Genomic DNA, 6843 nt, shown 5'->3' with positions numbered 1-6843 from the left:
GCCATGCCGTTCGTGATCGGCGGCGTCGAGCGATTGAACTACGGCAACGGCGAGTTGCAGCCAGCTCAACGCCAGCCGCGCCTACCTGTATGCCGTGGCCCAGGCCTGCGAGCGCGGCGAAACCACCCGCAAGGACGCCGCCGGGGTGATCCTCTACAGCGCCGAACGCGCCACCCAGATGGCCCTGGACGCAATCCAGATCCTCGGTGGCAACGGCTACATCAACGAATTCCCCGCCGGCCGCCTGCTGCGCGACGCCAAGCTGTATGAAATCGGCGCCGGCACCAGCGAAATCCGCCGCATGCTGATCGGCCGCGAACTGTTCAACGAAACCCGCTAACGGAGCTGTCCATGGCTATCCTGCATACCCAGCTCAACCCGCGCTCGGCGGAGTTCGTTGCCAACAGCGCAGCGATGCTTGAACAGGTCGACGCCTTGCACACTCTGCTCGCCCAGGTCCAGCAAGGCGGTGGCGCCAAGGCCCAGGAACGGCACACTTCCCGTGGCAAGCTGCTGCCCCGCGAGCGCATCAACCGCCTGCTCGACCCGGGCTCGCCCTTCCTCGAGGTCAGCCAGTTGGCGGCGTATGAGGTGTATGGGGAGGACGTGCCGGCCGCCGGGGTGATTGCCGGTATCGGTCGGGTGGAAGGCGTCGAATGCATGATCGTGGCCAACGACGCCACGGTGAAAGGCGGCTCCTATTACCCGCTGACGGTGAAAAAACACCTGCGCGCCCAGACCATCGCCCAGCAGAACCGCCTGCCGTGCATCTACCTGGTGGACTCCGGCGGCGCCAACCTGCCGCGCCAGGACGAGGTGTTCCCCGACCGCGAGCACTTCGGGCGAATCTTCTTCAACCAGGCCAACATGAGCGCCCAGGGCATCCCGCAGATCGCCGTGGTCATGGGCTCCTGCACCGCCGGTGGCGCCTATGTGCCGGCCATGGCCGACGAAGCGATCATGGTCCGCGAGCAAGCCACCATCTTCCTCGCCGGCCCGCCGCTGGTGAAAGCCGCCACCGGCGAAGTGGTCAGCGCCGAAGACCTCGGCGGTGCCGATGTGCACTGCAAGATTTCCGGGGTCGCCGACCATTACGCCGACAGCGACGAGCACGCCCTGGCCCTGGCCCGGCGCAGCGTGGCCAACCTCAACTGGCGCAAACAGGGCGAGCTGCAGCAACGCGCGCCCATCGCTCCGCTGTATGCCAGCGACGAGCTGTATGGGGTGATTCCAGCGGACGCCAAGCAGCCCTTCGACGTGCGCGAAGTGATCGCGCGGCTGGTGGACGGTTCGGTCTTCGATGAGTTCAAGGCGCTGTTCGGCACCACCCTGGTGTGCGGCTTCGCCCACCTGCACGGCTATCCGATCGCGATCCTCGCCAACAACGGCATCCTGTTCGCCGAAGCCGCGCAGAAAGGCGCGCACTTTATCGAACTGGCTTGCCAACGCGGCATCCCGCTGCTGTTCCTGCAGAACATCACCGGTTTCATGGTCGGCCAGAAATACGAAGCCGGCGGCATCGCCAAGCACGGTGCCAAGCTGGTGACCGCGGTGGCCTGCGCCAAGGTGCCGAAGTTCACGGTGATCATCGGCGGCAGCTTCGGCGCCGGTAACTACGGCATGTGCGGCCGCGCCTACGACCCACGCTTCCTATGGATGTGGCCCAACGCGCGGATCGGCGTGATGGGCGCCGAGCAAGCCGCCGGGGTGCTGGTGCAGGTCAAGCGCGAGCAGGCCGAACGCGGTGGACACCCGTTCAGCGCCGCCCAGGAAGCCGAGATCAAACAGCCGATCCTCGATCAGTACGAGCACCAGGGCCATCCGTATTACTCCAGCGCCCGGCTGTGGGACGACGGCGTCATCGACCCGGCGCAGACCCGCGACGTCCTGGCGCTGGCCTTGTCCGCGTCCCTCAACGCCCCTATCGAACAGAGCCGCTTCGGCGTGTTCCGCATGTGACCCGGAGCCAGACTCAGATGAACGACTTCAACACCCTGGAACTGCTGAAGGACCCTCGTGGTTTCGCCACCTTGTGGCTGAGCCGCGAGGACAAGAACAACGCCTTCAACGCCGAAATGATCCGCGAGCTGATCCTCGCCCTGGATCAGGTGCAAAGCGATCCGAACCTGCGCTTTCTATTGCTGCGCGGCCGCGGCAAGCACTTCAGCGCCGGCGCCGACCTGGCCTGGATGCAGCAATCGGCCGAGCTCGACTACCAGACCAACCTCGACGACGCCCGCGAGCTGGCCGAGCTGATGTACAACCTGGCCAAGCTGAAGATCCCGACCCTGGCCGTGGTCCAGGGCGCGGCCTTTGGCGGCGCCCTGGGCCTGATCAGTTGCTGCGACATGGCCATCGGCACCGACGACGCGCAGTTCTGCCTCTCGGAAGTGCGCATCGGCCTGGCCCCGGCGGTGATCAGCCCCTTCGTGGTGCAAGCCATCGGCGAACGCGCGGCGCGGCGCTATGCCCTGACCGCCGAGCGTTTCAGCGGCCAGCGCGCCCGGGAAATCGGTCTGCTGGCGGAAAGCTACCCGGCGGCCGAATTGGAGCCACAGGTGGCGTTGTGGATCGACAACCTGCTGCTCAACAGCCCCTGCGCCATGCGTGCCAGCAAGGACCTGCTGCGCGAAGTCGGCAACGGCGCCCTGACCCCGGCCCTGCGCCGCTATTGCGAGAACGCCATTGCCCGCATCCGCGTCAGCCCCGAGGGCCAGGAAGGCCTGCGCGCCTTTCTGCAAAAACGCCCGCCGAGCTGGCAGGCCGAACCGACCGCCAAGGAGCCGCGTTGATGAGCGCCCCTGTCCTGACCACATTGCTGGTAGCCAACCGCGGCGAGATCGCCTGCCGGGTGATGCGCACCGCCAAGGCCCTGGGCCTGACCACCGTGGCCGTGCACAGCGCCACCGACCGTGACGCCCGCCACAGCCGCGAAGCCGACCTGCGGGTCGACCTGGGCGGCAGCAAGGCCGCCGACAGCTACCTGCAGATCGACAAGTTGATCGCCGCCGCCAAGGCCAGCGGCGCCCAGGCGATCCACCCCGGCTACGGCTTCCTCTCGGAAAACGCCGGTTTCGCCCGCGCCATCGAAGCCGCCGGCCTGATCTTCCTCGGCCCGCCCGCCTCGGCCATCGACGCCATGGGCAGCAAATCGGCCGCCAAGGCGCTGATGGAAACCGCCGGCGTGCCCCTGGTCCCCGGCTACCACGGCGAAGCCCAGGACCTGGAAACTTTCCGCCTCGCCGCCGAGCGCATCGGCTACCCGGTGCTGCTCAAGGCCACCGCCGGTGGTGGCGGCAAGGGCATGAAGGTGGTGGAGGACGTCAGCCAGCTGGCCGAAGCCCTGGCCTCGGCCCAGCGTGAAGCGCAGTCGTCCTTCGGCGACTCGCGGATGCTGGTGGAAAAGTACGTGCTCAAGCCGCGCCACGTGGAGATCCAGGTGTTCGCCGACCAGCACGGCAACTGCCTGTACCTCAACGAGCGCGACTGCTCGATCCAGCGCCGCCACCAGAAAGTCGTCGAGGAAGCCCCGGCCCCGGGCCTGAGCGTCGAACAGCGCAAGGCCATGGGCGAAGCCGCGGTCCGCGCGGCCCAGGCCATCGGTTACGTCGGCGCCGGCACCGTGGAGTTCCTGCTGGACGCCCGCGGCGAATTCTTCTTCATGGAAATGAACACCCGCCTGCAAGTGGAACATCCGGTCACCGAAGCCATCACCGGGCTGGACCTGGTGGCCTGGCAGATTCGCGTGGCCCAGGGCGAAGCGTTGCCGATCACCCAGGACCAGGTGCCCCTGATCGGCCACGCCATCGAAGTGCGGCTGTACGCCGAGGACCCGGCCAACGACTTCCTGCCGGCCACCGGGCGCCTGGCGCTGTACCGCGAATCGGCGGCGGGCCCTGGGCGCCGGGTGGACAGCGGTGTCGAGGAAGGTGACAGCGTGTCGCCGTTCTACGACCCGATGCTCGGCAAGCTGATCGCCTGGGGTGAGGACCGCGAGCAGGCCCGTTTGCGCCTGCTGGGCATGCTCGACGAATTCGCCATCGGCGGGTTGAAGACCAACCTGGCGTTCCTGCGCCGTATCGTCGCCCACCCGGCCTTCGCCGCCGCCGAACTGGATACCGGCTTTATCCCGCGCTATCAGGACCAGTTGCTGCCGCCGACGAGCGCCCTGGGCGACGATTTCTGGCACGCCGCCGCCCAGGCGTTCGCCCAGGGCCAGCCGGACCAGGCACGCGCCGACGACCGCCATTCACCCTGGGCCAAGGCCAGCGGGCTGCGCATCGGGCTGCCACGGGAAACCGTGCTGCACCTGGAGTGCGAGGGGCTGGACCGGGCGATCAAGCTCGATACCGGCAACTCGACCATCGCCCTGCACGGCGAACAACTGTCGATCGACCACAAGGGGCTGCGCCAGCAGCACCGGGCGATTCGCCAGGGCGACCAGCTGTACCTGCAGTGGCAGGGCGAGATGCACTGCGTCACGCCCTACGACCCGATCGCCGCGGTGGAGGCCAGCCACAGCCATCACGGCGGCCTGACCGCGCCCATGAACGGCAGCATCGTACGGGTGCTGGTGCAGGCCGGACAGAGTGTCGAAGCCGGGGCGCAACTGGTGGTGCTGGAGGCGATGAAGATGGAACACAGTATCCGCGCACCGCAAGCCGGGGTGGTCAAGGCGCTGTATTGCCAGGAAGGCGAGATGGTCAGTGAGGGAAGTGCCCTGGTGGAACTGGAATAAGCTCTTGAGGCAAAAGATCGTTCCCGCAACCTTGCGGGAACGATCGTATTTTTACGTCAGAATTTCGCGGTAGCCTGCACCACCACACCAATAATTCGACACTCATCGCTGTAAAGCGCCTTCGGGTAAGTCGGATTCAGCGGCATCAGATAACGTTGCCCGCCCTCTTCCACCAGTTTGCGGAAAATCGCTTCGGTGCTGCCCGGGCATTGCACGATCACCAGCTTGCCGGGGACCGCCTCCACCGCCGGATCCACCAGGATCAGCATGTCCTGGGCGATGCTCAAACCACTGGGGGCGATCATCGCGTCGCCCACCACCACCAGCCAGAAGGCCGGGCCTTCGGCCTGGTAGTCGGAGAGCTCGTAACGCTGGCTGACATAACCCGCGCCGCCGGCCTCGCGCACCTCGCCAACGCCCCGCCAGTCGCTGACTGGGTAGCGAAAGTACGGGTTGTACTTCTGCGCGGGCGACGGCCCTTCCAGCAGCAACTGGCCCTCGTCGTCCACCTGGGGTTTTTCGCGGATCACCAGCGCGACCTCGAGAAAACCCAGGCCGATTTCCTCGAGCACGCGGTTCATGTCTTCGATCTTCGGCTGGCGACGTTTGCTCAGCCAATGGCCGATGCCGCCCTGGGACATTCCCAGGCGTTCCGCGAGCTTTTCTTGGGTGACCTTGCGGTCCTTCATGTTGGATTTAACCAACTCGATCCATTTGTCCATGGCCGGAACAATACGTTGTGTATTCGGCCCCTCAACACACAACTTGTAGTATTTGAAACCTAGTCACAAATACATTAAGTATTACCATTTCCTGACCCTCTTAATTCCACGTCAAAGGATGGAACCGCTCATGAACAGCACCAGCAAAGACGCACCGGAACTGGAAACCGATGTCCGTTTCGACAGCCTCAAGGACAGCGAGGCCGCCCGCCGCGCCATGGACTATTACTTGAAACCGGCTATTTCAGAATCGCTGGCTGACGAGAAATTCTTCGAGGTCAGGCACAGCATCAGCAGCGAGGAAGCGATGATCCACGCCTCCGACCTGCTGCGCTGCGCCGCGGCCAGTGCCTACGAGGCCGCTGACCATCTGCGGGGGACCCGTCGGGACCTGGCGTTTTCCGTGGTGCACATGATCGACATGGCCAAGGCACTGGTGGATCGCTCGCTGGACAGCCAGCGCCAGGAGTGAGCCACGGCCAGGCGCGCCCACGACTCATCCGGCCGTTGGACAGGGCTTGCGACAAAGAGAGGAATTATTTTTCCAAAAGGCGGGGAAAACCATTTGACTTGCAAATGATAATGATTATTATTGCAAGCAACTGGTCGCGAGATCAGTCGATAACCCAAGAGACCTTAGGTCGGACTCCTGGATTATCTCCTCATCAGGCTAATCACGGTTTTTGACCCGGCTTTTTTGCCGGGTCTTTTTTTTCTGCCAGTTTTTCTGGCTTGGCTTCAGGCTAATGAAGACTGGGTACCGCTAAAGTGGCGGCGATGATAGCAAAAGAATGTCTCATTGCAAGCCGAGGCCCGTGGCAAAGGGTCGCAAATCACAAAACAGCGCTTGAGAATCAATCGCATAGCTTCTAAGCTGCTTTCGCGTCAAGGACGACGCCCCCCCTCCCTTTTGCTGAAATTGCCCTGCTAAAGTAACGGCCATAAAAATCCTGCTCAGGAATCGACTATGACCGTGGCCCAAAGCTCGTTTCAAATCTCTGCCAATTTCGACAGCGGCAACATCGAAGTACTGGATACCAGCAACCCGTCCCAGGTCCTGCTGGCCATCAAGCCCGACACCCGCAGCGCGCATTTCCAGTGGTTCCACTTCAAGGCCAGCGGCCTGCATGTCGGCCAGGAGCACTGGTTCCGCCTGAGCAATGCCAGCAAGTCCTCGTACAACAAGGCCTGGACCGGCTATCAGGCCGTGGCGTCCTACGACCACGTCAACTGGTTCCGCGTGCCGACGATTTTCGAAGGCGATACCCTGCGCTTCTGCCTGGAGGCGACCCAGACCCACGCCTGGTTCGCCTACTTCGAACCCTACAGCCGCGGCCGGCACGACTGGCTGATCGAGCAGGCCCTGAACAAGGCCGGCGCCGA

Annotated in this window: 6 protein-coding genes and 1 pseudogene; 6 read left to right on the top strand and 1 reads right to left on the bottom strand. The window is 64.4% G+C overall.

Going from position 1 to position 6843, the window contains the following annotated elements; genetic code table 11:
• Positions 1 to 64: 64 nt before the first annotated feature.
• The 4 genes and pseudogenes from ACQKQA_RS29275 to ACQKQA_RS29260 form a co-directional block, all read left to right on the top strand.
• Positions 65 to 340: pseudogene (locus ACQKQA_RS29275) on the top strand (acyl-CoA dehydrogenase family protein); the annotation flags it as partial.
• A gap of 11 nt (positions 341 to 351) precedes the next feature.
• Positions 352 to 1959, top strand: coding sequence for a carboxyl transferase domain-containing protein (locus ACQKQA_RS29270; RefSeq protein ID WP_427564666.1), 1608 nt, complete (start codon positions 352 to 354; stop codon positions 1957 to 1959).
• A gap of 17 nt (positions 1960 to 1976) precedes the next feature.
• Positions 1977 to 2792 (top strand): gamma-carboxygeranoyl-CoA hydratase, encoded by an 816-nt coding sequence (locus tag ACQKQA_RS29265; protein WP_427564665.1) that lies wholly within the window; start codon positions 1977 to 1979, stop codon positions 2790 to 2792.
• Positions 2792 to 4738 carry an acetyl/propionyl/methylcrotonyl-CoA carboxylase subunit alpha gene (locus ACQKQA_RS29260; protein WP_427564664.1) on the top strand — a complete coding sequence of 649 codons (1947 nt, stop codon included), beginning with the start codon at positions 2792 to 2794 and terminating at the stop codon, positions 4736 to 4738. The genes ACQKQA_RS29265 and ACQKQA_RS29260 overlap by 1 nt, the downstream gene beginning before the upstream one ends.
• Positions 4739 to 4794: 56 nt before the next feature.
• Here the strand turns inward: ACQKQA_RS29260 and ACQKQA_RS29255 are convergent, their stop codons facing one another.
• Entirely contained in the window at positions 4795 to 5460 is a 666-nt protein-coding gene (locus ACQKQA_RS29255; RefSeq protein ID WP_427564663.1) for a LexA family protein, read from the bottom strand.
• Between the two features lie 130 nt (positions 5461 to 5590).
• Between ACQKQA_RS29255 and ACQKQA_RS29250 the strand changes: the two genes are divergently transcribed.
• Together ACQKQA_RS29250 and ACQKQA_RS29245 are read left to right on the top strand one after the other, a co-directional pair.
• Positions 5591 to 5932 (top strand): DUF6124 family protein, encoded by a 342-nt coding sequence (locus ACQKQA_RS29250; RefSeq protein WP_427564662.1) that lies wholly within the window; start codon positions 5591 to 5593, stop codon positions 5930 to 5932.
• A gap of 495 nt (positions 5933 to 6427) precedes the next feature.
• On the top strand, positions 6428 to 6843 hold a 416-nt coding region (locus ACQKQA_RS29245), incomplete at its 3' end, for a M14-type cytosolic carboxypeptidase (protein WP_427564661.1).

Source organism: Pseudomonas sp. NPDC089530 (genome assembly GCF_050280705.1).
In the GTDB taxonomy this organism is placed as follows: Bacteria; Pseudomonadota; Gammaproteobacteria; order Pseudomonadales; family Pseudomonadaceae; genus Aquipseudomonas.
This window is presented reverse-complemented; position numbering and strand designations above follow the sequence as displayed.

What these genes read in the sequence shown, in the direction of transcription:
- ACQKQA_RS29270 (WP_427564666.1), top strand. Translation starts at nt 352, where the DNA reads ATGGCTATCCTGCATACCCAGCTCAACCCGCGCTCGGCGGAGTTCGTT.
- ACQKQA_RS29265 (WP_427564665.1), top strand. Translation starts at nt 1,977, where the DNA reads ATGAACGACTTCAACACCCTGGAACTGCTGAAGGACCCTCGTGGTTTC.
- ACQKQA_RS29260 (WP_427564664.1), top strand. Translation starts at nt 2,792, where the DNA reads ATGAGCGCCCCTGTCCTGACCACATTGCTGGTAGCCAACCGCGGCGAG.
- ACQKQA_RS29255 (WP_427564663.1), bottom strand. Translation starts at nt 5,460, where the DNA reads ATGGACAAATGGATCGAGTTGGTTAAATCCAACATGAAGGACCGCAAG.
- ACQKQA_RS29250 (WP_427564662.1), top strand. Translation starts at nt 5,591, where the DNA reads ATGAACAGCACCAGCAAAGACGCACCGGAACTGGAAACCGATGTCCGT.